General features: G+C 69.4%; 23 protein-coding genes. 7 read left to right on the forward strand and 16 right to left on the reverse strand.

Annotated features, from left to right (window positions below; all coding sequences use genetic code 11):
- Positions 1–11: 11 nt before the first annotated feature.
- The 4 genes from tsaB to QE452_RS04555 all read right to left on the reverse strand — a co-directional run bounded on the left by tsaB (position 12) and on the right by QE452_RS04555 (position 3029).
- Positions 12–629, reverse strand: a complete 618-nt coding sequence (tsaB, locus tag QE452_RS04540) for a tRNA (adenosine(37)-N6)-threonylcarbamoyltransferase complex dimerization subunit type 1 TsaB (RefSeq protein WP_309659838.1) — start codon at positions 627–629, stop codon at positions 12–14.
- Positions 630–647: 18 nt separating this feature from the next.
- Positions 648–1238: a malonic semialdehyde reductase gene (locus QE452_RS04545; RefSeq protein WP_309659837.1), complete on the reverse strand. Its 591-nt coding sequence runs from the start codon at positions 1236–1238 to the stop codon at positions 648–650.
- Positions 1238–1810 carry a NifU family protein gene (locus QE452_RS04550; RefSeq protein WP_309659836.1) on the reverse strand — a complete coding sequence of 191 codons (573 nt, stop codon included), beginning with the start codon at positions 1808–1810 and terminating at the stop codon, positions 1238–1240. The genes QE452_RS04545 and QE452_RS04550 overlap by 1 nt, the downstream gene beginning before the upstream one ends.
- A 76-nt stretch (positions 1811–1886) precedes the next feature.
- A complete protein-coding gene (locus tag QE452_RS04555) occupies positions 1887–3029 on the reverse strand; it encodes a glycosyltransferase family 1 protein (protein ID WP_309659835.1) in 1143 nt (380 codons plus the stop codon).
- Positions 3030–3128: 99 nt separating this feature from the next.
- On the opposite strand from QE452_RS04555, the gene radA reads away from it, so the two are divergent.
- The 5 genes from radA (at position 3129) to QE452_RS04580 (ending at position 7669) form a co-directional block, all read left to right on the forward strand.
- Entirely contained in the window at positions 3129–4502 is a 1374-nt protein-coding gene (gene radA / locus QE452_RS04560; RefSeq protein WP_309659834.1) for a DNA repair protein RadA, read from the forward strand.
- A 99-nt stretch (positions 4503–4601) separates the two neighbouring features.
- A complete protein-coding gene (locus QE452_RS04565; protein WP_309659833.1) occupies positions 4602–5162 on the forward strand; it encodes a CvpA family protein in 561 nt (186 codons plus the stop codon).
- Positions 5159–5611: an iron-sulfur cluster assembly scaffold protein gene (locus QE452_RS04570; protein ID WP_309659832.1), complete on the forward strand. Its 453-nt coding sequence runs from the start codon at positions 5159–5161 to the stop codon at positions 5609–5611. The genes QE452_RS04565 and QE452_RS04570 overlap by 4 nt, the downstream gene beginning before the upstream one ends.
- Complete coding sequence (locus tag QE452_RS04575; protein ID WP_309659831.1) at positions 5604–7346, forward strand: cation:proton antiporter; 1743 nt, start codon at positions 5604–5606, stop codon at positions 7344–7346. The genes QE452_RS04570 and QE452_RS04575 overlap by 8 nt, the downstream gene beginning before the upstream one ends.
- The gene (locus QE452_RS04580) at positions 7346–7669 is read left to right on the forward strand and encodes a DUF423 domain-containing protein (protein WP_309659830.1); all 324 of its coding nucleotides are present in this window, start codon (positions 7346–7348) and stop codon (positions 7667–7669) included. Before QE452_RS04575 ends, QE452_RS04580 begins: the two co-directional genes overlap by 1 nt.
- A gap of 59 nt (positions 7670–7728) precedes the next feature.
- Here the strand turns inward: QE452_RS04580 and QE452_RS04585 are convergent, their stop codons facing one another.
- The 10 genes from QE452_RS04585 to QE452_RS04630 form a co-directional block, all read right to left on the reverse strand.
- Positions 7729–8466 (reverse strand): 3'(2'),5'-bisphosphate nucleotidase CysQ, encoded by a 738-nt coding sequence (locus QE452_RS04585; RefSeq protein WP_309659829.1) that lies wholly within the window; start codon positions 8464–8466, stop codon positions 7729–7731.
- On the reverse strand, positions 8463–10394 hold the full coding sequence (cysN, locus tag QE452_RS04590; RefSeq protein WP_309659828.1) for a sulfate adenylyltransferase subunit CysN: 1932 nt from the start codon (positions 10392–10394) through the stop codon (positions 8463–8465). Before cysN ends, QE452_RS04585 begins: the two co-directional genes overlap by 4 nt.
- Positions 10394–11293, reverse strand: coding sequence for a sulfate adenylyltransferase subunit CysD (gene cysD, locus QE452_RS04595; RefSeq protein WP_309659827.1), 900 nt, complete (start codon positions 11291–11293; stop codon positions 10394–10396). The genes cysN and cysD overlap by 1 nt, the downstream gene beginning before the upstream one ends.
- A gap of 42 nt (positions 11294–11335) precedes the next feature.
- Entirely contained in the window at positions 11336–11566 is a 231-nt protein-coding gene (locus QE452_RS04600; RefSeq protein ID WP_125994568.1) for a hypothetical protein, read from the reverse strand.
- 66 nt (positions 11567–11632) lie between these two features.
- Positions 11633–12883, reverse strand: coding sequence for an N-succinylarginine dihydrolase (locus QE452_RS04605; protein ID WP_309659826.1), 1251 nt, complete (start codon positions 12881–12883; stop codon positions 11633–11635).
- Positions 12883–13899, reverse strand: coding sequence for an arginine N-succinyltransferase (locus QE452_RS04610; protein WP_309659825.1), 1017 nt, complete (start codon positions 13897–13899; stop codon positions 12883–12885). Before QE452_RS04610 ends, QE452_RS04605 begins: the two co-directional genes overlap by 1 nt.
- Positions 13896–15098: a hydrolase gene (locus QE452_RS04615; RefSeq protein ID WP_309659824.1), complete on the reverse strand. Its 1203-nt coding sequence runs from the start codon at positions 15096–15098 to the stop codon at positions 13896–13898. Before QE452_RS04615 ends, QE452_RS04610 begins: the two co-directional genes overlap by 4 nt.
- Before the next feature lie 56 nt (positions 15099–15154).
- The gene (locus QE452_RS04620; RefSeq protein ID WP_309659823.1) at positions 15155–16090 is read right to left on the reverse strand and encodes a DUF481 domain-containing protein; all 936 of its coding nucleotides are present in this window, start codon (positions 16088–16090) and stop codon (positions 15155–15157) included.
- Between the two features lie 10 nt (positions 16091–16100).
- Positions 16101–16616 carry an RNA pyrophosphohydrolase gene (locus tag QE452_RS04625; protein ID WP_309659822.1) on the reverse strand — a complete coding sequence of 172 codons (516 nt, stop codon included), beginning with the start codon at positions 16614–16616 and terminating at the stop codon, positions 16101–16103.
- A complete protein-coding gene (locus QE452_RS04630) occupies positions 16613–17569 on the reverse strand; it encodes an alpha/beta hydrolase (protein ID WP_309659821.1) in 957 nt (318 codons plus the stop codon). The genes QE452_RS04625 and QE452_RS04630 overlap by 4 nt, the downstream gene beginning before the upstream one ends.
- Positions 17570–17618: 49 nt before the next feature.
- On the opposite strand from QE452_RS04630, the gene QE452_RS04635 reads away from it, so the two are divergent.
- On the forward strand, positions 17619–18515 hold the full coding sequence (locus QE452_RS04635; protein ID WP_309659939.1) for a histone deacetylase: 897 nt from the start codon (positions 17619–17621) through the stop codon (positions 18513–18515).
- A gap of 4 nt (positions 18516–18519) precedes the next feature.
- On the opposite strand, the gene QE452_RS04640 is transcribed toward QE452_RS04635, so the two are convergent.
- Complete coding sequence (locus tag QE452_RS04640; protein ID WP_309659820.1) at positions 18520–18672, reverse strand: hypothetical protein; 153 nt, start codon at positions 18670–18672, stop codon at positions 18520–18522.
- A gap of 117 nt (positions 18673–18789) precedes the next feature.
- On the opposite strand from QE452_RS04640, the gene QE452_RS04645 reads away from it, so the two are divergent.
- On the forward strand, positions 18790–21423 hold the full coding sequence (locus QE452_RS04645; RefSeq protein WP_309659819.1) for a valine--tRNA ligase: 2634 nt from the start codon (positions 18790–18792) through the stop codon (positions 21421–21423).
- A 174-nt stretch (positions 21424–21597) separates the two neighbouring features.
- Here QE452_RS04645 and QE452_RS04650 read toward each other — a convergent pair whose 3' ends face one another.
- Complete coding sequence (locus tag QE452_RS04650; protein WP_309659818.1) at positions 21598–22047, reverse strand: MarR family transcriptional regulator; 450 nt, start codon at positions 22045–22047, stop codon at positions 21598–21600.
- Positions 22048–22134 lie beyond the last annotated feature (87 nt).

Raw genomic sequence — 22134 nt, forward strand, 5'->3', positions numbered from 1 at the left:
CCGGGTCGCCATCATTGCGGCAGCTTGGCGTCTGGCGCGCGCCCGTACAAGGGGCGCGGTGGCAGGTCTGCAAGCGCGGGCGGTAGCAGCAGGAGGTCGGCCGCGTCGGGCAGCGCCTGCCGCCGGTCCGCGACCAGACCCTCCAGCCGGTGGACGCCGTTGCCGACCGCGGGTGCGTCGCCGATCAGCGCCGCCGCCTCGGCCGGCGGCATGGAGCGCACGTCGTCGAGCGGCGACAATGCGGCATCGAAGCGCTGGAGGAAGACCTCGCCATGCCCCGCCTCCAGCACGGCGGCGACGAACGCCGCCTCCGTCGGCAAGGGCCGGTCGCGCAACGCCGCCGCCGCGACCAGCGCCAGCGAGGAGAAGCCGCCGACGCTCGCGCCCCAGCCCAGCTTCAGCCCACGCGCCGCCGCGATGCCGACGCGCACGCCGGTGAAGCTGCCCGGACCGACATCGACCAGGATCCGCTCGGCGCGGCCGCCCTCCGGCAGTTCCGCGATCATCGGCACCAGCCGTTCGGCATGTCCGCGCCCGACCACGTCATGGCGCGCCGCGATCACCCGCCCGCCCGCGATCAGCGCGACCGAGCAGCTTTGGGTCGCGGTCTCGATCACCAATGTCCGCATCGACTCAGGCCGTTCCGCTCATGCGATGCTATTGAACTTCTCGAACGCCGGACGCGGCGAGCGGCCATGCAGCGTCGCCGGATCACCATGGCCAAGCGTGGCGATGAAGTTCGTCTTGACCGAGGGCTGGTCGGCGAAAAACAGCTTGTCCACCGCGCCCGCGTCGAAGCCCGACATCGGCCCGGTATCGAGCCCCAGCGCACGGGCGGCCATGATCAGATAGGCCCCCTGCAAGGTCGAGTTGCGGAAGGCCGATGCCTGGCGCAGTTCGGCATTGCCGTCGAACCAGCTCTTGGCGTCGGTATGGGGGAAGAGTTCGGGCAGATGCTCGTGGAACTCGGTGTCCATCGCCACGATCACCGTGACGGGAGCCTTCAGCACCTTGTCGCGATTGCCCTCCGAACAGCATTCGGCTAGCTTCGCCTTGGCGTCGTCCGACGTGCACCAGACGAAGCGCGCCGGCAGCTGGTTGGCGGAGGTGGGGCCCATCTTGAGCAGGTCCCACAATGCGTGGAGCTCGTCCTCCGACACCGGCTGGTCGGTATAGTGATTATAGCTGCGCGCGGTCAGGAACAGCTGGTCGAGCGCGGACGGGTCGAGCTTTGCCATCAGACGGCCCTTACCTCGGTGACTTCGGGAACATAGTGGCGAAGGAGCTGCTCGATGCCGTTCTTCAGCGTCGCGGACGAGGAGGGGCAGCCGGCGCAGGCACCCTGCATCCGCAGATAGACCTTGCCCTTGTCGAAGCCGCGATAGACGATGTCGCCGCCGTCATTGGCGACCGCCGGGCGGACGCGCGTGTCGATCAGCTCGCGGATCTGCGCGACGATCTCCGCATCGGCGGGATCGTCGGTGAACGTCTCGGCCTCGACCGGAACCGAGAAATCGGCGCTGGCGGTGCGGAACAGCGGCATGTGCGCGGAGAAATGGTCGAGCAGGATCGACAGCACGTCCGGCTTGGCGTCGCGCCAGTCGGCCCCCGGCGCGATCGTCACGGAGACGAAATCGCGGCCGAAGAACACGCCGGTCACGTCGCCGAGACCGAACAGCGCCTCGGCCAGCGGGCTCACCTCCGCTTCCTCGGGGGTGGCGAAATCGCGCGTGCCGGCGTCCATGACGACGCGGCCGGGCAGGAACTTGAGCGTCGCCGGGTTCGGCGTGGCTTCGGTTTCGATCAGCATGACCGGCATGTGGCGCGGGCCGGCCGCCGGATCAAGCGTCCAGTCCGGAAACACCGTGTTGCCGGCCTTGCACCGGTCAGCCGCCGGTCAGTGCGCGATAGGTGTCGAGCACCGCCTGGTTCGCGGTGTCCCAGCGATAGGCGGCGGCGCGGGCATGGCCCGCATGGCCCATCGCTGCGCGCTTGGCCGGATCGGCGACGATCGCGGCGATCGCATCGGCATAGCCGGCGATGTCGCGCGGCGCGACCAGATAGCCCGTCTCCCCCGGCACGACGAGGTCGACCGCGCCGGTGGCGCGCGCCGCGACGACGGGCACGCCCGCCGCCATCGCCTCGGTCGTCACATTGCCGAACGTCTCGGTGACGGAGGGGTTGAAGAACACGTCCATCGACGCGACCGCGCGGCCCAGATCGTCGCCGCTCTGGAAGCCGGCGAAGATCGCCTCGGGCGCCTGTTCGGCGAACCAGTCCTGCGCCGGGCCCTTGCCGATCACCAGCACCTTGTGCGGCACGCCGCGCTGGCGGAGCGCCGCGATCACGTCGGCGAAGACGTCCAGCCCCTTTTCCTTGACCAGCCGGCCCAGGAACCCGACCGCCACGTCGCCATCGGCGATGCCCAGCGACCGTCGCCATCCCAAGCTGCGCCGGTCGGGGCGGAACCGGTCATGGTCGATGCCGCGCGACCAGATGCCGATCGGTGCGGCGACGCCCCATTGGTGGAGCAGGTCGATCATGCTGGGGCTGGGCACCAGCACCCGGTCGAACTTGTCGTAGAAGCGGGTCATCAGCCGCACGATCAACGGCTCGACCGCGGCCAGGCCGTAATAGCGCGGATAGGTCTCGAACCGCGTGTGGAAGGAGGCGACGGTGGCGATGCCGCGCCGCTTCGCCCAGCGTACCGCCGCATGGCCGAGCAGTTCGGGCGCGGAGACATGGACGATATTGGGGACGAACGCCTCCAGATCCTGCGCCACGCGCCGGGGCAGGCCGCGCGCGATGCGATATTCGGCGCGGCCGAACGGCATCGGAATGGCGGGCACGTCGACCAGGTCGCCGGTCGGGGCGAAGGCCGGCTTGGGCAGGGTCGGCGAATAGACGCGCACCGCCACCCCCGCCGCCAGCAAATGGCCGACGAGCAGGTTGAGCGACTGGTTGGCCCCGTCGCGGGTATAGTTATAGTTGCCGCTGAAAAGGGCGACGCGAAGATCGGTGGCCTGCATGGAACCGGGGCCATAGCCGGATGGCCCGGGAATGACCATAAGCCGCAGAACGACCGGTTTGCCCTTGGCGTTCCTGTCCTGTTCCCCTATGTCGCTGCCATGGCCAAGATCCAGAAACGCTATGTCTGCCAGTCCTGCGGGTCGGTGTCGCACCGATGGCAGGGGCAATGCGCCGATTGCTCGGCCTGGAACACGCTGGTCGAGGAAGCGGGGGCGAGCGCGACCCCCTTTGCCGCCAAGCATAACCTGCAGGGCGGCGGTCGCATGATCCTGATGAGCGGGCTGGACGCGGAGGTCGCGCTGCCCGATCGGATGACGACCGGCATCGCCGAGTTCGACCGGGCGCTGGGCGGCGGCTTCGTCGAGGCGTCGGCGACGCTGATCGGCGGCGATCCCGGCATCGGCAAGTCGACCCTGCTGCTCCAGGCGGCGGCGCGGATGGCGATGCAGGGCAAGACCGTCGCTTATGTCTCGGGCGAGGAAGCGGCGGACCAGGTGCGGCTCCGCGCGCGGCGGCTGGGGCTGGGGGGGGCGCCGGTGCAGCTCGCCTCCGCCACCTCGACTCGCGACATCCTGACCACGCTGTCGGCGGGGACTCCGCCCGACCTGCTGATCATCGACTCGATCCAGACCATGCACAGCGACCTGATCGAGGGCGCGCCGGGCACGGTCAGCCAGGTCCGCGCCTCGTCGCAGGAACTGATCCGCTTCGCCAAGGAGCGCGGCACCGCGCTGGTGCTGGTCGGCCATGTCACCAAGGACGGCAGCATCGCCGGTCCGCGCGTGCTGGAGCATATGGTCGACACGGTGCTGGCGTTCGAGGGTGAGCGCAGCCACCAGTACCGCATCCTGCGCGCGATCAAGAACCGGTTCGGCGGCACCGACGAGATCGGCGTCTTCTCGATGCAGACGGAGGGACTGGCCGAGGTCGGCAATCCGTCCGCGCTGTTCCTGACCCAGCGCGACGAGGGGGTGACGGGGGCCACCGTGTTCCCGGCGCTGGAGGGGACGCGGCCGGTGCTGGTCGAGATCCAGGCGCTGGTCGTGCGGCTGGCGAGCGGGGCGACGCCGCGGCGCGCGGTGGTCGGCTGGGACAGCGGCCGGCTGGCGATGATCCTGGCGGTGCTGGAGGCGCGGTGCGGCCTCAGTTTCTCGACCGCGGAAGTCTATCTGAACATCGCCGGCGGCTACCGCGTGCAGGACCCGGCGGCCGATCTGGCGGTGGCGGCGGCGCTGATCTCCGCCCTGTCCGAACGGCCGGTGCCGGCGGACTCGGTCGCGTTCGGCGAGGTCGCGCTGTCGGGCGAGGTGCGGCCGGTCGCCCATGGTCCGCTCCGGCTGAAGGAGGCGGGCAAGCTCGGCTTCGAACGCGCGATGGTGCCGATCGCCATGGCGAAGGACGACGGTCCCTTGCGCCTGTCGGGCTTTCGCACGCTGGGCCAGTTCGTTGACCATATGATGGGGCGGGGCTAGTCGAAGGACGAGGCGGCGCGGGCGTGGCGTCGTAGCGTTCAGCGGAGACAGCGTGACCCAGCCAGCCGTCCTGATCGATCAAGGCGAGGGGCTGCGCGCATGGCGCTGACCTCGCTCGACGTGATCGTGCTGCTCGCGGTCGGCGGTGCGGCGGTGCTGGGCGGCATCCGGGGCTTCGTGACCGAGGTGCTGTCGCTGTTCGCCTGGGTCGCGATCGTCGCGGCGCTCAAGCTGTTCCACATCCCGCTCGCCCAGTCGCTGACCGGCGTGATCGGCACCGTCTCTGGCGCGGCGGTGCTGGCCTTTGCGATCATCGCCGGCATCACCTATTTCGGCGGCAAGCTGGTCGCGCGCGCGATCGGGGCGCGGACCCGCACCTCGGTACTGGGGCCGGTCGACCGGGCGCTGGGCTTCGGCTTCGGGGCGCTCAAGGGCCTGATCCTGGCCAGCCTGGTATTCCTGCTCGCCGCGCTGGTGGTCGATACGGTCAGCGGCGGGCCGTCGCGCCGTCCGACCTGGATGACGCAGAGCCGCACCTATCCGCTCCTCAACGCCACCAGCGCCGGCATCGCCGATTTCGTCGACCGCCGCCGTCGCGGCCTGCCGGTGTTCGGCGCGCGACCCACGCCCGCTGCCGAACGAACGAGTAACCAGCCATGACCGAGACGCTGTACAATACCGAGATCCTGCGGCTCGCCGCCTCCATCCCCCATCATGAGCGGCTCACCGATCCGCAAGGGTCGGCCGAGCGCCGCTCGCCGATTTGCGGCAGCCGGGTGACGGTGGACATCGACCTGGGCCCGGACGGCCGGGTCGCCGCGATCGGCGTGCTGGCGCGCGCCTGCGCGCTGGGACAGGCCTCGACCGCTTTGCTCGCGCGCGAGGTGATCGGCCGCACGCCGGCCGAACTGGCGACGGCGCGGGACGCACTCACTGAGTGGCTGGCGGCGGGGCAGGGTGAGCCGCCCGCCTGGCCGGGCCTGGCGCTGTTCGCGCCGGCCCTGGCCTATAGCGCGCGACATCCCTCCATCCGCCTCGCCTTCGAGGCGGCGGCGGAGGCCGCGGCCCAGGCCCAGACACGGGAGGGAGCCGCCGCAGCCGATGCATAACGAGGTATCGCTGCTGCGCGACGGCGCGATCCTGTTCGGGGTCGGCCTCGCCTTCGTCCTGGTGTTCCGGCGGCTGGGGCTGGGGGCGACGCTCGGCTATCTAGTCGCCGGCGCGGTGGTCGGTCCGCATGTGCTGGGGCTGGTCGGCGGCGCGGAATCGAAGATGGGGATCGCCGAACTCGGCATCACCCTGCTGCTGTTCATCGTCGGGCTGGAGCTCAATCCGTCGCGACTGTGGCGGATGAAGCACGAGATTTTCGGCCTCGGCCTGCTCCAGGTGCTGGCCTGCGGGCTGGCGGTGACGGGCGTGGTGTGGCTGGCCGGGTTCAGCGGACCCGCCGCGCTGGCGCTGGGCCTGCCGCTGGCCCTGTCCTCGACCGCGCAGGTGCTGCCGATGCTGCAATCGGCCGGACGATTGCGCACGCCGTTCGGCGAGCGGACCTTCGCCATCCTGCTGTTCCAGGACCTATCGATCGTCCCGCTAATCACCATCGTCGCCGCGCTCAGCCGCAATCCGGCCGACGCCAATGCGCCGCCGGGCTGGCTGCTCGGCATCTACACGCTGATCGCGGTGGCGGGGCTGATCCTGGTGGGGCGGTTCCTGCTCCGGCCGCTGTTCCGGCTGATCGGCAATCTGGGCGAGCGCGAGATGTTCGTGTTCGCGGCGCTGTTCACGGTCATCGCCTCGGCGGCGGTAATGGAATATTTCGGCCTGTCGACCGCGCTCGGCGCCTTCGTCGCGGGCGTGATGCTCGCCGACAGCCCCTATCGCCACGAGCTGGAGGCGGATGTCGATCCGTTCCGTTCGATCCTGCTCGGCCTGTTTTTCCTGGCGGTCGGGATGATGCTGGACCTGGGCGCGATCGCCGAGCGGCCGGCCTTCGTCTTCGCGATGGCGGCGGCGCTGATCGCGACCAAGGCGGTGGTGATCGTCGGCATCGGCATAGTATTCGGCATGACCTGGCGCAACGCGCTGGCGCTCGGCCTGCTGCTCAGCCAGGGCGGCGAGTTCGGCTTCGTGCTGTTCGCGCAGGCGCAACAGGGGCTGCTCGTCGCGCCGGAGGCGGCAAGCCTGTTCGGTGCGATCGTCACCCTGTCGATGGCGACCACGCCGTTCCTGATGGGCGCCACCCGCCGGTTCCGCGAGGCGCCGGTGCAGCCGCTGGAGGCCCCCGACGGCCCCAAGACCGATGGGGCCAATGCGATCATCGTCGGGTACGGCCGCTTCGGGCAGACGGTGGCGCAGATGCTGATCCTGCAGGACATTCCGGTGACGCTGATCGACCGCGACATCGAGATGATCGAGATCGCCAGCAGCTTCGGCGCGACCGTCTATTATGGCGACGGCACGCGGCTCGACCTGTTGCGCCAGGCCGGCGCGGCGGAGGCCGAGCTGATCCTGTTCTGCATCGATGGCGACCAGCTGGAGCCCGACATGCTGGAGGGGGTCCATGCCGCCTTCCCGCAGGCGACGTTGTTCGTCCGCGCCTATGACCGGCGCTCGCTGATCAAGCTGCGCGACGCTCCGGTCGAATATGTGGTGCGCGAGGTGATGGGCTCGGCGATCGAGATGGCGCGCCGGGCGCTCAAGTCGCTGCGCGTCGATGCCGGGGCGATCGACCGCGCGGAGGAGGAATATCGCCACCGCGACCGCGAGCGGCTGCGCGAACAGCGCGCCACCGGCGATCTGCGCGCGGCGCTCGATCGGATCGTCACGCAGAAGGCGAGGGACTGATGCTGGGAATGATGGCGGCGCTGGCGGGTGCGCTGGCGGTGGCGGCAGGCGCGTTCGGCGCGCATGGCGCCCAGGGGCAGGCGGCGGACTGGCTGCGCACCGGTGGCCAATATCAGCTGATCCACGCGGTCGCGGCCCTGGTCGCGCTCCGGCTGGAGGCGCGGGGGCCGGGCTGGCTGTTCGTGGCGGGCGGCGCGATCTTCGCGCTGACGCTTTATGCGATGGCGCTGGGCGCACCGCGCTGGCTGGGCGCGGTCACGCCGATCGGCGGGGCGATGCTGATCGGCGGCTGGCTATGGCTGGCCTGGCGGATGCGGGGGTAGGGGCAGTCGTTCAACTCCTTCCCTTGCAGGGGAAGGGATCTCGACGGCTATTGTGCCGGTCAACTGCGCAGACTGGCCACCGTGGCGAGTACCCGCTCGGCCAGCTCCGGCCGGCAGATCAGCAGGTCGGGCAGCAGCGGATCGGCACAGTTATAGACCAGCGGGCTTCCGTCGATCCGCGATGCATGGAGCCCGGCCGCCAACGCGACGGCGGCGGGGGCGCAATTGTCCCATTCATATTGCCCGCCATCATGCAGATAGATGTCGGCGCGGCCGTCGATTACCGCCATCGCCTTGGCCCCGGCCGATCCCATCGGCACCAGTTCGGCGTCCAAGGCCTTGCCGACCGCCAGCGCGATGTCGGGGCAGCGGCTGCGACTGACCACCACGCGGGGGCGCGGGGGCGCAGGCTCGGTCGCGGCGCGGGCGTGGTCGGTGCACCAGACCCGGTCCAGCGCCGGCACCGCCACCGCGCCGAACGCCGGCCGGCCATCGATGGCGAGGCCGATATGCACCGCCCATTCGTCCAGCCCGCCGGCATATTCGCGCGTGCCGTCGAGCGGATCGACGATCCATACCCGGCTGGCGGCGCAGCGGCGGCGATCGTCGAGCGACTCCTCGGACAGGATGAAGTCCTCCGGCCGCGCATCCGCCAGCCGGCTAAGGATCAGCGCATTGGCCTCGCGGTCGCCCCGGTCGCCCAGCGCCTTGCCCGTCTCCTGCCCCTCCGCACGGATGGCGAGCAGCAGCGCGCCCGCCTCCCGCGCGATGTCGGCGGCCAGTTCGGTGTCGTTCACAGCTCGTGACTCCACACGCCAATGATATGTTCGACGATCCGCTCGGCCGCCGCCTCGGGCGTCTCGCGCAGCGTGTCGACGCGGATTTCCGGCCGCTCGGGCGCTTCATAGGGGCTGGAGATGCCGGTGAAGTCGGCGATCTCGCCCGCGCGCGCCTTGGCGTACAGGCCCTTCACGTCGCGGCGTTCGGCCACCGCCAGCGGCGTGTCGATGAAGATCTCGACGAACTCGCCCGGCGGCAGCAGCCCGCGCACCATGTCGCGCTCGGCGCGGAAGGGTGAGATGAAGGCGGTCAGCACGATCAGCCCGGCATCGGCCATCAGCCGGGCGACCTCGCCGATGCGGCGGATATTCTCGATCCGCCCCGCTTCGGAGAAGTCGAGGTCGCGGTTGAGGCCGTGGCGGATATTGTCGCCGTCGAGCAGGAAGCTGTGCCGGCCGAGCGCGTGCAGCTTCTTCTCGACCAGATTGGCGATGGTCGACTTGCCCGATCCGGACAGGCCGGTGAACCACAGCACGCGCGGCGACTGGCCCTTCTGCGCGGCATGGGCCTCGCGGGTCACGTCGATCGACTGCCAGTGGACGTTGCCCGCGCGGCGCAGTGGCTGGTCGATCATGCCGGCCGCCACGGTCGCGTTGGTGGCGCGGTCGATCAGGATGAAGCCGCCCAGTTCCGCCCCGTCCGCATAGGGCTCGAATACGATTGGCCGGTCGCAATAGACCTCCGCCACGCCGATATCGTTGAGCGCCAGCGTCGGGGCGGCGAGATGCCCTTGCGTGTTGACGTCCACCACATGGCGCGGCGGCTGGATCGTGGCGTTGACCGTCTGCGATCCGAGCTTCAGCCAATAGCCGCGCCCGGGGGCGAGCGGCTGGTCGGCCATCCAGACGATGGTGGCGACGAACTGGTCGGCGACCTGGGGCGGATCGCCCGCCGCCGCCAGCACGTCGCCGCGCGAGCAATCCACCTCGTCCGCCAGCGTCAGCGTCACCGACTCGCCCGCCGTAGCGACCTGCCGCGCGCCGTCCGGCCCCAGGATCGTGGCGATGGTGGTGATGCGGCCGGAGGGGACGACGCGCACCCGGTCGCCGACCGAGACGGTGCCGGCGGCGATCTGTCCGGCAAAGCCGCGGAAGTCGAGATCGGGCCGGTTGACCCATTGCACCGGCATCCGGAACGGCCGCGCGGTCTCGCGCGCGTCGTCGACCGGCAGCGCCTCCAGATGCGCGAGCAGGCTTGGTCCCGTATACCAGGGCATCGCATCGGACGGACCGGTGACGTTCGCGCCGGTCAGGCCGGACAGCGGGATGGCGGTGAACGTCTCGATCCCGATCGTGCCAGCGAACCCCGCATAATCGGCGACGATCTGCGCGAACACGCCCTCGTCATGATCGACCAGGTCCATCTTGTTCACCGCCAGCACGATGTGACGGATGCCGACCAGATGCGCGAGATAGGAATGACGTCGCGTCTGGGTCAGGATGCCCTTGCGCGCATCGATCAGGATCACGGCGGCATCGGCGGTCGACGCGCCGGTCACCATGTTGCGGGTATATTGCTCGTGGCCGGGCGTGTCGGCGACGATGAACTTGCGCTTCTCGGTCGAGAAGAAGCGATAGGCGACGTCGATGGTGATACCCTGCTCGCGCTCGGCGGCGAGGCCGTCGACCAGCAGCGCGAAGTCGATATTCGCCCCTTGCGTGCCGACGCGCGCCGAGTCCGCCTCCAGGGCGGCGAGCTGGTCGGCGAAGATCGCCCGGCTGTCATAGAGGAGGCGGCCGATCAGCGTCGACTTGCCGTCGTCGACCGAGCCGCAGGTGATGAAGCGCAGCATCGACTTGGCGGCATGGCCGGCGAGATAGGCGTCAATATCCTCGGCGACCAGGTCGTCGGGGCGATAGGCGAGATCGGTGATGGCTGCGGTCATCAGAAATACCCCTCGCGCTTCTTCTTCTCCATGCTGGCGGCCTGGTCGTGGTCGATGGCGCGGCCCTGGCGTTCGGAGGTGGTGGTGAGCAGCATCTCCTGGATCACCGCTGACAGCGTGTCCGCCTCGCTCTCCACCGCGCCGGTCAGCGGATAGCAGCCCAGCGTGCGGAAACGGATCGAGCGTTCGACCGGCACTTCGCCGGGATGCAGGCGGAACCGGTCGTCATCGACCATCAGCAGCATCCCGTCGCGCTCGACGGTCGGGCGCGGCGCGGCGAAATAGAGCGGCACGATCTCGATCCCCTCGGCCACGATATATTGCCAGATGTCGAGTTCGGTCCAGTTGGACAGCGGGAAGACGCGCAGGCTCTCCCCCTTGTGCAGCCGGGCATTGTAGAGATGCCACAATTCCGGACGCTGCGCCTTGGGGTCCCAGCCATGGGCCGCGGAGCGGAAGGAGAAGATGCGCTCCTTGGCGCGGCTCTTCTCCTCGTCGCGCCGGGCACCGCCGAACGCCGCATCGAAGCCGTGGAGCGTCAGCGCCTGCTTCAACCCTTCGGTCTTCCACATGTCGGTGTGGCGGCCGCCATGGTCGAAGGGGTTGATGCCCAGCGCCTCCGCCTCCGGATTGCGGTGGACGATCAGCTTCATCCCCGCTTCCTCGGCGGCGCGGTTGCGCAGTTCGTACATGGCGCGGAACTTCCACGTCGTGTCGACATGGAGCAGCGGGAACGGCGGTCGCCCCGGCGCAAACGCCTTTTTGGCAAGGTGCAGCATGACCGCCGAATCCTTGCCGATCGAATAGAGCATCACTGGGTTGGCCGCCTCGGCGACGACCTCGCGCAGGATGTGGATGCTTTCGGCTTCGAGCCGTTGAAGATGGGTGAGCCCGCTCATGACGGTGTCGATGTAATGATCGCACGCGCCGTGGCGACGAAGTTATCCTGTAGCGCGCTCAAGTCGCTCGCGCTCGATCGAGTCGAGGATGCGCGCGCCGGCCATGAACACCGCGACCGGGCAGCAGGCGAAGAGCAGCCAGCCGGCATAGCCGGGATATTGGTGAAGATATTGGACGCCGCGCTGCGTCGCGCCGACCGCCAGGCCGTAAATGACCAGAAAGGCTTCGAACTTGGTCTTGATGACGAACAGGCGGAGCAGCTTCTGGATCATGCTCGATGGTTACGCAAGACGCGCGCCAGTGGCGGAAAACCGTCGATCCGGGTTTAACGAACAGGGTTAACTGTAAGTTAAACCGACAAGGTCGAGCGTTTTCAACAGCGCGGCGCGGGCGCTTTCGATCTGCGCGATCAGCGCCGGGTCGCCGATCGCGTCGGCTTCGATCCGCTCGGGCCAATGCTGCTCGATGACGGCGGCGATCCGGTCGAGCCGGGCGTCGTCGACCAGGAAGCGGGGGTCCACGGTCGCAGGATCGGCGACGACGCGCAGGCGCAGGCAGGCCGGGCCGCCGCCATTGGCCATCGATTCGCGGACATCGACCACCTCCAGCCGTCGGATCGGGCCGTTGCCGGCGACATGCTCCTGCAACCAACGCCAGACCGACGGCGTGGCCCGCCCTTCCTCGGGCAGGATCAGCGTCGGACCGTCCGGGGTGGTGACCAGTTGCGCGTTGAACAGATAGGAGGAGATCGCGTCGGCCAGGCTGACCGAGGCTGCGGGCACCTCGACGATCTCAACCTCGGGCATCAGCGCGCGGATCCGCGCATAGGTGCCGGCGGGGTCGGCAAAGGCCTGTTCGTGGGTGAACAGCACGCGCGCGTCGGCGACCGCGACCACGTCATTGTGGAAGGCCCCGGCGGCGATCGCCTCCTCCGACTGTTCGACGAAGAGCGTGCGGGCGGGGTCCAGGCCGTGGGCGCGGGCGACGGCTTCGCTGGCGGTGCGGTGCTGGCGGGCGGGGAAGCCGCCGCCGCTGCGACCATAGACGAAGATCTCCAGCCCGGCCGCATCATGTCCGGCACAAAGCCGCATATGGTTTGCCGCGCCTTCGTCGCCGAACGGGGCTGGGACGGGGCCGTGCACCACGAAGACCGGATCGGCGAAGGCGAGGCGAAGCTGCGCCAGCGTCGCCGGCCATTCATGGCTGCGATGCGGCATCGTCACGAGGTTGGCGACGGTCAGATGGCAGCGGCCGTCGCGCGTATCCGGCGCGGGCGAGACGGTGGCGGCATTGGCGGCCCACATGGCCGAGGCGGATAGCGCCTGCGCGCGCAGGTGCGGCGCGGCGTCGGCATAATCGGTCGACAGCGATGCCAGCCAGCGATGATCCGGCCGGGGATGGGGCAGGAGGATGCCCTGGGTCAGGCCCAGCGCCAGATTGGCGCGCATCTTGGCGATGCCCTGCAGCGCGGCGGCGCGGGGATGGGCGGTCGCGCCGGCATTGCGCGTCGCGGCCAGGTTGCCGGGGCTGAGGCCGGCATAATTGTGGCTGGGACCGATGATCCCGTCGAAATTGATCTCGCGCAGCATCACCACCGCCCCACATGCAGGACCCGGTCGTCTTCGCCGACGCCCAGCGCCCGCGCGCAATCGGCGGACAGGACGATGCCGTCGCCCGCCTCGCGCACCAGCCCGAAGGCGCAGCGAAAGGCGCCGAGCCGGCCGACCGACACCAAGCTCTCGGCCCCGCCGTCGCGGTCGATCGCGACGATGCGGGCCGAACGCGCCTCGCGGATCGAGCGGACTTGGTCGGTGCGCGCGGTCATGGTCGGCCCGCCATCGAAGATGTCGAGATAATTCTCGAAGGCGAACCCCTCATGTTCCAGCATCCGCATCGCCGCGCGGCCATTGGGGTGGGGCAGGCCGATCGCGGCGCGCGCACCTTCGGACAGCATGGCGGTGTAGATCGGATGCTTGGGCATCAGGTCGGCGATGAACTGGTGGCCGTTGATCGCATTGAACTGGTCGGCATCCTGGAAATTCATGCCGAAGAACCGACCGGCCAGCCCGTCCCAGAAGGGCGATCCGCCGGCTTCGTCGATGATGCCGCGCAGTTCGGCCAGGATGCGGTCGGCGAAGCGCGCCCGGTGGCTGGCGATGAACAGGTAGCGCGACCGGGCGAGCAGCAGGCCGAGGCCGCCGGCCCGCTCGCCGGGGTGTAGGAACAGGCCGCCGACTTCGCTCGACCCCTCCAGATCGGTGGCGAGCGACAGCATCTCGGCGCGGAAGGTGCGGCCCAGCTCGCGGCTATGCTGGGTCAGCGTGCCCAGGCGATAGCTGTAGAAGGGGTGGTGCTGGCCGACCTGGGTGAAGAGCTGGCTGGTGCCGCGCACCTCGCCGGTCTCGACATTCTCCAGCATCAGCACAAAGGCTTCGTCGGACAGGCCGTCCTCGTCCCGGCCGAAGGCGGCGTGGCTGCGGTCGAGCTTGGCGCGCAACGCCCGGCGGTCGGGCGGCAGGTTGGTGAAGCCGCCGCCGGTCAGCTTGGCCATTTCATAGAGATGCTGGAGATCGTCGTCAGTCGCCGCCCGGATTCGAAACGTCACGCCAGTCCTTCCTCTGCAAGCCGCAGGATGGTGAGCGCCGACAGACCGGCGCGTTCGGCCAGGCTGTCGACCAGCAGATATTCGTCCGGCGAATGGATCGCGCCGCCGCGCACCCCCATCGTGTCGATCACCGGCACGCCGGCCGCCGCGATATTGTTGCCGTCACACACCCCGCCGGTGTCGCGCCGGGCGATGGTCAGGCCCAGATCGGCACCGCATCGCTCGACCAGCGCGAACAGCCGCGCCGCGCCCGTGTCGACCGGCTTGGGCGGGCGGTTGAAGCTGCCATGCACCGCGACCTGGACGTCATGCTCGGCGGCAATGGCGGCGGCGGCCTGGTCGAGCGCGGCCTGCGCGGCGGCGATGGCCTCGGCATGGCGCGGGCGGAAGTTGACGCGCAGGACGGCGAGGTCGGGCACGACATTGTTCGGGCCGCCGCCATCGATCCGCGCCGGATTGACCGTCAGCCCCGGCACCGCCGCCGCCGCCAGCCGCACCGCCAGCGCGGCCGCGGCGACCAGCGCATTGCGCCCTTCCTCCGGATTACGGCCGGCATGGGCGCTGCGCCCGCGCACGATGATCGAGAAATTGCCGGTGCCGCCGCGCGCGCCGGCCAGCGTGCCGTCGGGCAAGGCGGGTTCGTAGGTGAGCGCAGCAAGCTTGCCGCGCGCGTTCCGCTCGATCAGCCGGCGGGAGGAGAGCGAGCCGGTTTCCTCGTCCGAATTGATCAGCACGTCATAGCCGATCGCGACCCCCGCCGCCTCGACCGCCGCCAGGGCGGCGAGCAGGACGGCCAGTCCGCCCTTCATGTCGGCGACACCGGGGCCGACCAGTTCGTTCGCGCTCCGCCAGCTCAGCGACTGGAAGGGGTGGTCGACCGGATAGACCGTATCCATATGGCCGGTGAACAGCAGCCGCCGCTCGGCCTCGGGCCGGACGGAGAGCAGCAGGTGGCGACCATGGTCGATCGGGGTGGCGATGCCGTCCGCGCCGACCGTCTCCACCGGCTCCGGCTCGATCAGGCGGATGTCACCCGGGAGCACGGCGAAGGCGTCGGCGAGCAACCCCGCCATGGTCGCCAGCCCGGCCAGGTTGCGGGTGCCGCTGTTGACCGATGCCCAGCGTTCGACCTGCGCCAGCATCGGCGCTTCGCGCGCGCGTTCCACCGTCGACCGTTCCCGGTCCTCATGCCCTCTCATGCCAGCGGTGTAGCCGGAACCGGCGGGCGGGCGCAAATCCGCCGCCTGGGCCGGGATCAGAAGGAATAGACCAGCGAGGCGCGGGTGATCGTGTCGGTGGTCTGGCGGCCGGCCGGCGGCTGGCTTTCATACTGGAAGTTATAGGAAAGCGCGGCGGACAGCGGACCCATCAGCTTCGCGTTCACCGATGTCGTGCCGTTCACCGTGCTGTTGTACTTCTGCACATAGGCGGAGGCATTCTGGGTCAGCGACAGGCCGCCCATGATCCGCCAGCGGAAATCGATCGAACCGCGCCCGGCGATGCTCGATTCGATATTGGAGTCAGTGAACTCGGTGTGGCGGAAGCCGGGCCCGACCTCCAGGTCCAGTTGCAGGTTGCTGCGCTTGATCGCGCTATAGCCGAAGCCGGAGGAGATGGAGAGACGGTTATAGTAGCCCAGGAACCGGTCGCTCTCATATTGCGAAGCGCCATAGACATAGGCGCGCTCGCCGAACTTGTAGTTGGGCTCGTAGGACACGAGGTAATGTTCGCGCGTGGTGACGCCCAGGCTTTCCTGGAAATCGGCCTGCGCCCGGAATTTGTGCCGCCATTGCAGCCCCTCGCGCGAGGCGTCGAGGATGATGCTGCCGCCCTTGGTCTCCGAATTGCCGGTGGTGATGAAGCCGCCCAGCTCGGCCCGTCCCTTCCACAGATTGAGGAAGCCGGCCTGACGGATCACCTGGCGGCGCTGCGCCTCGCGATCGGCCCGCCATTTCTGCGCGATCGCCAGCACCGCGTCGCCGCTCATCGGATCGGCGGCGCGCGCATATTTGACGATGGTCGAGACCTCACCGTCATTGCCCGATTCGATCGCGGCATCCAGCATCGCCCGGATATTCTCCGGGATCATCTGTCCGCCCGCAGACGTCCCGCCATCCGACTGGGGCGGGGCGGGCATGGCGGCGGCCGGCACGGTGACGGACGCCAGGGCGGAAAAAAGGGCAGCAAACACGACCCGTTCCCTAGCGCGGGCGATCCGCCTGGGGAACCGCTTCGATACCAATTTGCGGGCCGAGATGGGGCCGGAACGCGGCCAGCACCGCTTCGTACAGGTCGCGCTTGAACGGCACCACCAGTCGCGGCAGGTCCGCCGGGTCGATCCAGCGCCAACTACGGAATTCGGGATGCGGCGTGGCGATGTCGATATCGCCATCCTCGCCCAGGAAGCGGAACAGGAACCAGCGCTGCCGCTGCCCGCGCCACTTGCCCTTCCACACCTTGCCGATCAGCTCGTCGGGCAGGTCGTAGACGAATTCCTGGTCCGGCGTGGCGATCAGTTCCACCTTGTCGCTGGCGACGCCGGTCTCTTCCCGGAGTTCACGGGTCGCGGCGGTCAGCGGATCCTCGCCGGGGTCGATCCCGCCCTGTGGCATCTGCCAGGCCTCCAGCGTCGAATCCATCCGCTGGCCGACAAAGGCGCGGCCCTGCCGGTCGATCAGCATGATGCCGGCGCAGGGGCGATAGGGCAGGTCGGTCATGCGGCGTCTCCCGCCTCGGCGATGGCGACTTTCAGCGCCGTGGTGAAGCCGGCGACGTCGCCGACGCTCGACGGGATCGCCCGGCGCAGCTGGAGGAAGCCATGGAGCGTGCCCGACGCCTCGCGATAGGTGACGGGCACGCCGGCCATCGCCAGCGCGGCGGCATAGGCGCGGCCCTGGTCGCGGATCGGGTCCAGCCCGGCGGTGACGATCACCGCCGGCGGCAGACCGGACAGGTCGTGGAGCAGCGGCGACGCGCGGCGGTCGGACGGGCTGGGGGCATAGGCCTTGCCGAACCAGCGCATCGTGTCCTGGGTCAGCAGATAGCCCTCGCTGAAGGCTTCGGCCGAGGGATAGTCGGTGACCATGTCGGTCGCCGGATAGAGCGGTGCTTGGACCAGCACCGGCACCGCCGCCGGTTCGTCGCGCAGGGCCAGCGCGGTGACGATGGTCAGGTTGCCGCCCGCGCTGTCGCCGCACAGCACCAGCCCGGTGACCGACCGGCCGAGTTCGTCCGGGCTGTCGGCGATCCAGCGCGCCGCCGCCTCGCAATCCTCGGGCGCGGCCGGCCAGGCATGTTCGGGCGCGAGGCGATAGTCGATCGCCACCACCGGAAGGTCGAGCACCCGCGCCAGCTCCGCGCAGGGGCTGGCATAGCTGGCGATATCGCCGACCACCCAGCCGCCGCCGTGCAGGAACAGCAGCACGGGGCCGGGCGCGCGCGTCTCGGCCGCGTCGTAGAGCCGCGCCGGGATCGCGCCAGCGGGGCCGGGGATCGCGAAGTCCCGCACCGTCGCCAGCGCCGGGGCGGGCAGGTCGGCGACGCCCTGCATCGCCCGAACCAGCGCCCGCGCCTCCGCCGGGGCGAGCTGGTGGAGCCGGGGGCCGGGGACGGATTCCAGATACTCCAGGAACTTGGCGACATCGGGTCGGACGAAGGGTGTCTCGGTCATGATCCTCCGCAGGGGTTGGGCCTGGCTGCTGACGCCCTACCTAGGGGGCGTGATCCCCGTCGTCCATCATCCCGCCTATGTCACCGAAGCACCGGCCCGCTCCACCTATCGCTGGGGCAAGAACGGCGCGATCCGCGATCTGCTGCTGGCGGAGGGCGCGCGGGTGGAATGGCACCAGCCGGAGGCGATGCCGGTGCCGTGGCTGGAGGCGACGCACGACCCCGACTACGTCGCCGAGGTGCTAGAGGCGCGGGTGCCGGCGGCCAAGTCGCGGCGTATCGGCTTTCCGGTGACCGAGACGGTGGCGCGACGCGCGGCGATGGTGCCGGGCGGCACCTGGGCCGCGGCGATACTGGCGCTGGAGCGGGGATTTGCCGCCAATACCGCGGGGGGCAGCCATCATGCGCTGCACGATACTGGCGCGGGCTATTGCGTGTTCAACGACCTGGCGGTGGCGGCGATCCGCCTGGTCGAGGAGCGCACCGTCCGGCGCGTCCTGATCGTCGATGTCGACGTCCATCAGGGCGACGGCACGGCGGCGCTGACCGCCGGACGGCCGGAGATCGCGACCTATTCGATCCATGCCGAGAAGAACTTCCCGGCGCGCAAGGCGCGGTCGACGCTGGACGTGGGCCTGCCGGACCTTGTGGGCGACGACGAATATCTGTCGACGCTGGAGCGGACGTTGGTGCCGCTGCTCGACGATCACGCACCCGACCTGATCCTCTACCAGGCGGGTGTCGACCCGTTCGCGGAGGACCGTCTCGGGCGGCTGGCGCTGTCGCTCGACGGTCTGGCGGCGCGCGAGCGACTGGTCGCCGGATTGGCGAAGCGGCGTGGCCTGCCGATCGCGACGACGGTCGGCGGCGGCTATGGCGACGATGTGATGGCGATCGCGCGCCGCCATGTCGACTCGATCCTGACCCTCGCCGACGCGCTCGGCTGAGCGATCAGGTCAGCGAGGATTTGCGCGGGATCGCCTCTTTGTCGGATTGACCCTTGTCGAGCGTGTCGGACGGGCGGCGGGCATCGCCGTCGCGCTGATGCTCGGTCGACAGGTTGGGATCGTCGGTTTCCGTGGTCGGCTTGATCGGATCGTCCACCTTGCGTCTCCTTCGCGTTTCCAATCGCGCATGCACCCGCGTCGTTCCCTCGTCCTCGCACGGGTGCCTGCACGAGGGGAGGTGACGAACCCGCTCGCCTCCGTCTAAAGCGGCGGCATGACCGAGCTTCCCAAGACCTTCGACCCCGCCGACATGGAATCCCGCTGGTATCGGCATTGGGAGGAGAATGGCCTGTTCCGCCCCGACCGGCCGGGCGCGGAGCCCTGGACGATCGTCAACCCGCCGCCCAACGTCACCGGCAGCCTGCATATCGGCCATGCGCTGGACAATACGTTGCAGGACATCCTGACCCGCCATGCCCGGATGAAGGGCAAGGATGCGATGTGGGTGGTCGGCACCGACCATGCCGGCATCGCCACGCAGATGGTCGTCGAGCGCAACCTGGCCAAGGAGGGGCAGAAGCGCACCGCCATGGGCCGCCAGCGCTTCGTCGAGAAGGTGTGGGAGTGGAAGGCGGAAAGCGGCGGCGCGATCACGCGCCAGCTCCGCCGGCTCGGCTGCTCGATGGACTGGGCGAACGAGCGGTTCACGATGGACGAGGGTTTCTCGGCCGCCGTGCTCAAGGTGTTCGTGGAACTGCACCGCCAGGGCCTGCTCTATCGCGACAAGCGGCTGGTCAACTGGGACCCGGGCCTGGGCACCGCGATCAGCGACCTGGAGGTCGAGACGCGCGAGGTGCAGGGCAAGTTCTGGCACCTGACCTATCCGCTGGCCGATGGCAGCGGCACCATCTCCGTCGCCACCACCCGGCCGGAGACGATGCTGGCCGACATGGCGGTGGCGGTGAACCCGGCGGACGAGCGCTACACCGCGCTGGTCGGGCGGATGGTGCGCCTGCCGATCACCGGCCGGCTGATCCCGATCGTCGCCGACGACCATGCCGACCCGGCGCTGGGCTCCGGCGCGGTGAAGATCACGCCCGGCCACGACTTCAACGATTTCGAGGTCGGTCGTCGTGCGGGGATCGAGGCACGCGACATGCTCAACATGCTGGGCGCGCGCGGCGAGATCGTGCAGACCGCCGATGGCCTGATCCCCGACGAACTGATCGGCCTGGACCGGGCGGACGCGCGCAAGCGGATCGTCGCGTTGCTGGAGGAGGCCGGCGCGCTGGCACGGATCGAGGATCGCGTGATCCAGACGCCCTATGGCGACCGGTCGGGCGTGGTGATCGAGCCCTGGCTGACCGACCAATGGTATGTCGATGCCAAGACGCTGGCGCAGCCGGCGATCGAGGCGGTGCGCAAGGGCGACATCGCGCTGGTGCCGAAAAGCTGGGAGAAGACCTTCTTCAACTGGATGGAGAATATCCAGCCCTGGTGCGTCAGCCGCCAGCTTTGGTGGGGCCACCAGATCCCGGCCTGGTTCGATGGCGAGGGCAAGGCCTATGTCGCCGAGACCGAGGAGGAGGCGCAGGCGCTGGCGGGCGCGGGCGTCGCGCTGGTCCGCGATCCGGACGTGCTCGACACCTGGTTCTCCTCGGCGCTGTGGCCGTTCGCGACGCTCGGCTGGCCGAACGACGACGATCCGACGCTGGGCGGCCGCTATCCCAATGACGTGCTGATCTCCGGCTTCGACATCCTGTTCTTCTGGAACGCGCGGATGATGATGCAGGGGATGCACTTCCTGAAGGAGGTGCCGTTCCGCAAACTCTATCTGCACGGGCTGGTACGCGCCGCGGACGGCGCGAAGATGTCCAAGTCCAAGGGCAATACGGTCGATCCGCTCGGCCTGATCGACACCTATGGCGCCGACGCGCTGCGCTTCTTCATGGCGGCGATGGAGAGCCAGGGCCGCGACATCAAGATGGATGAGAAGCGGGTCGAGGGCTATCGCAACTTCGCCACCAAGCTGTGGAACGCGGCCCGCTTCGCGCAGGGCAACGGCATCGGCGGATCGTCGAAGCTGGAGCCGCCGGTCGCGACCCATGCGGTCAACCAGTGGATCATCGCCGAATGCGTCGCGACCGTGCAGACGGTCGACCTGGCGCTGGCGGAGCTGCGGTTCGACGCGGCCGCGAACGCCATCTACCAGTTCGTCTGGAGCCGGTTCTGCGACTGGTATCTGGAACTGATCAAGGGCCAGGTCGACGACGAGACCCGCGCGGTGGCGGGCTGGACGCTCGACCAGATTCTGGCGCTGCTCCACCCGTTCATGCCCTTCATCACCGAGGAGCTGTGGCATGGGCTGGCCGCTCGCGACCATGACCTGATCGTCGGCCGCTGGCCGCAGCCCGATGCGCGCAGCCTTGATCCGGAGGCAAGCCGCGAGATCGACTGGCTGATCCGGCTGGTGTCGGAGATCCGCGCCGCGCGGACCGAACTGAACGTGCCGCCCGGTGCGCGTCTGCCGCTCCATGTCCGCGATGCGGGCGAGGGGACCAATGCGCGCCTGACGCGCCAAGCGGCGGCGCTGGCCCGGCTGGCCCGTGTCGATCTGGTCGCGGCGGACGCGCAGGAGCCGAGCGGCGGCGCGGCGCAGGTGGTGGTGGACGAGGCGACCTTCGTCCTGCCGCTGGCCGGGGTCATCGACCTGGAGGCCGAGCGCGCCCGCCTGACCAAGGCGATCGCGGCGGCGGAGAAGGAGCGCGATGCGCTGGCGGGGCGGCTGGGCAATGCCAGCTTCGTCGAGCGCGCCAAGCCGGAAGCGGTGGAGAAGGCGCGCGCCGATCACGCCGACAAGGCGGCGGAGGCGAGCCGCTTGCAGGCGGCGCTGACGCGCCTGGGGTAGGTCGCTGTTCGTTTAACACGCTGTTCCCCGGCCTTCGCCGGGGCCCAGTTGGGGGACATGGGTGACGACGGGCAGCGCTCCGTTACCACCACCTTCCCAACTGGGCCCCGGCCTTCGCCGGGGAACATGCTAGAAGGACAGAAGAACGCGGGTTTCCTCTGACCCGTCCACCCCTCACTCCGCCGCCGACAGCGCCCGTTCGTCGATCCGCCGCAGCATCGCCGCGAACTGCGCCAGTTCCTCCGGCCGGAAGGCGGAGAAGATGCGGCGTTCCAGCTCGATCGCCTTGGGCGCGACCGCCGCGTAGAGCGACTCGCCCGAGGACGTCAGCTGCAACAGATGCGAACGCCGGTCGTCCGGATTGGGCGTCCGCGCCATCAGTCCGCGCTCGACCAGCGCGATGGCGGCGCGGCTGACCGTCACCTTGTCCATCCGCGTCCGCACGCCGATCGCCGCCTGGGTGATGCCGCCCGTCTCCGCCACCACCGTCACCAGCCGCCATTCGGGGATCGACAGCCCGAATAGCGATTCATAGGCCCGCGCGATCGTGTCGCTGACCAGGTTCGAGGTGAAGGACAGACGATAGGGGAGGAAGTCGTCCAGGGCGAGCAGCGGCGTGGTCATGGACCGAGCGTACCCGTTGACACCGACGTCGCAAAGATGGATGTTGGTATCAACGGATACCAGTTTTGGTGCCAGTGGAGAGCGACG

Source organism: Sphingomonas sp. SORGH_AS_0438 (genome assembly GCF_031453475.1).
Taxonomy (GTDB): domain Bacteria; phylum Pseudomonadota; class Alphaproteobacteria; order Sphingomonadales; family Sphingomonadaceae; genus Sphingomonas.

Coding starts and splice junctions, on each gene's coding strand:
- QE452_RS04600 (WP_125994568.1), bottom strand. CDS start 11,566: ATGATCCAGAAGCTGCTCCGCCTGTTCGTCATCAAGACCAAGTTCGAA.
- QE452_RS04605 (WP_309659826.1), bottom strand. CDS start 12,883: ATGCTGCGCGAGATCAATTTCGACGGGATCATCGGTCCCAGCCACAAT.
- QE452_RS04625 (WP_309659822.1), bottom strand. CDS start 16,616: ATGACCGACCTGCCCTATCGCCCCTGCGCCGGCATCATGCTGATCGAC.
- QE452_RS04570 (WP_309659832.1), top strand. CDS start 5,159: ATGACCGAGACGCTGTACAATACCGAGATCCTGCGGCTCGCCGCCTCC.
- QE452_RS04575 (WP_309659831.1), top strand. CDS start 5,604: ATGCATAACGAGGTATCGCTGCTGCGCGACGGCGCGATCCTGTTCGGG.
- QE452_RS04555 (WP_309659835.1), bottom strand. CDS start 3,029: ATGCAGGCCACCGATCTTCGCGTCGCCCTTTTCAGCGGCAACTATAAC.
- cysD (WP_309659827.1), bottom strand. CDS start 11,293: ATGAGCGGGCTCACCCATCTTCAACGGCTCGAAGCCGAAAGCATCCAC.
- tsaB (WP_309659838.1), bottom strand. CDS start 629: ATGCGGACATTGGTGATCGAGACCGCGACCCAAAGCTGCTCGGTCGCG.
- QE452_RS04645 (WP_309659819.1), top strand. CDS start 18,790: ATGACCGAGCTTCCCAAGACCTTCGACCCCGCCGACATGGAATCCCGC.
- radA (WP_309659834.1), top strand. CDS start 3,129: ATGGCCAAGATCCAGAAACGCTATGTCTGCCAGTCCTGCGGGTCGGTG.
- QE452_RS04545 (WP_309659837.1), bottom strand. CDS start 1,238: ATGGCAAAGCTCGACCCGTCCGCGCTCGACCAGCTGTTCCTGACCGCG.
- QE452_RS04615 (WP_309659824.1), bottom strand. CDS start 15,098: ATGAGAGGGCATGAGGACCGGGAACGGTCGACGGTGGAACGCGCGCGC.
- QE452_RS04565 (WP_309659833.1), top strand. CDS start 4,602: ATGGCGCTGACCTCGCTCGACGTGATCGTGCTGCTCGCGGTCGGCGGT.
- cysN (WP_309659828.1), bottom strand. CDS start 10,394: ATGACCGCAGCCATCACCGATCTCGCCTATCGCCCCGACGACCTGGTC.
- QE452_RS04650 (WP_309659818.1), bottom strand. CDS start 22,047: ATGACCACGCCGCTGCTCGCCCTGGACGACTTCCTCCCCTATCGTCTG.
- QE452_RS04580 (WP_309659830.1), top strand. CDS start 7,346: ATGCTGGGAATGATGGCGGCGCTGGCGGGTGCGCTGGCGGTGGCGGCA.
- QE452_RS04630 (WP_309659821.1), bottom strand. CDS start 17,569: ATGACCGAGACACCCTTCGTCCGACCCGATGTCGCCAAGTTCCTGGAG.
- QE452_RS04550 (WP_309659836.1), bottom strand. CDS start 1,810: ATGCTGATCGAAACCGAAGCCACGCCGAACCCGGCGACGCTCAAGTTC.